Source organism: Microvirga sp. HBU67558 (genome assembly GCF_018069605.1).
GTDB classification, from domain to species: Bacteria; Pseudomonadota; Alphaproteobacteria; order Rhizobiales; family Beijerinckiaceae; genus Microvirga; species Microvirga terrae.
Map to the genome: position 1 here is coordinate 1 of NZ_JAGPUP010000105.1, position 290 is coordinate 290.

General features: G+C 68.6%; 1 pseudogene. It reads right to left on the reverse strand.

Annotated features, from left to right (window positions below):
• Window positions 1-250, reverse strand: a pseudogene (locus KBI52_RS00430) (molybdopterin molybdenumtransferase MoeA); the annotation flags it as partial.
• Between the last annotated feature and the right edge of the window lie 40 nt (window positions 251-290).

Genomic DNA, 290 nt, shown 5'->3' on the forward strand with positions numbered 1-290 from the left:
CCCCGCGACGTCGGATGTTGTCCCCGGGACGCTGAATGCGGGACAGGACGATCCTATCGCCGGCACGGGTTACATTCTCCTGCATGACAACTGCATCGGCGCCGTGCGGGACCATCGCTCCTGTAAGAATGCGCAAGGCAGAATTCGGAGGAAGTGTCCGGGCCCCGTCGCCCGCCGCCACGCGTCCCAGCACTGTGAGGACCGCGCCGACCGGCAGGCCATCTCCGGCGGCCAGGGCGTAGCCATCCATGGCCGACTGGTCGAATGGCGGGAGCGGCAGGTCGGCGGCG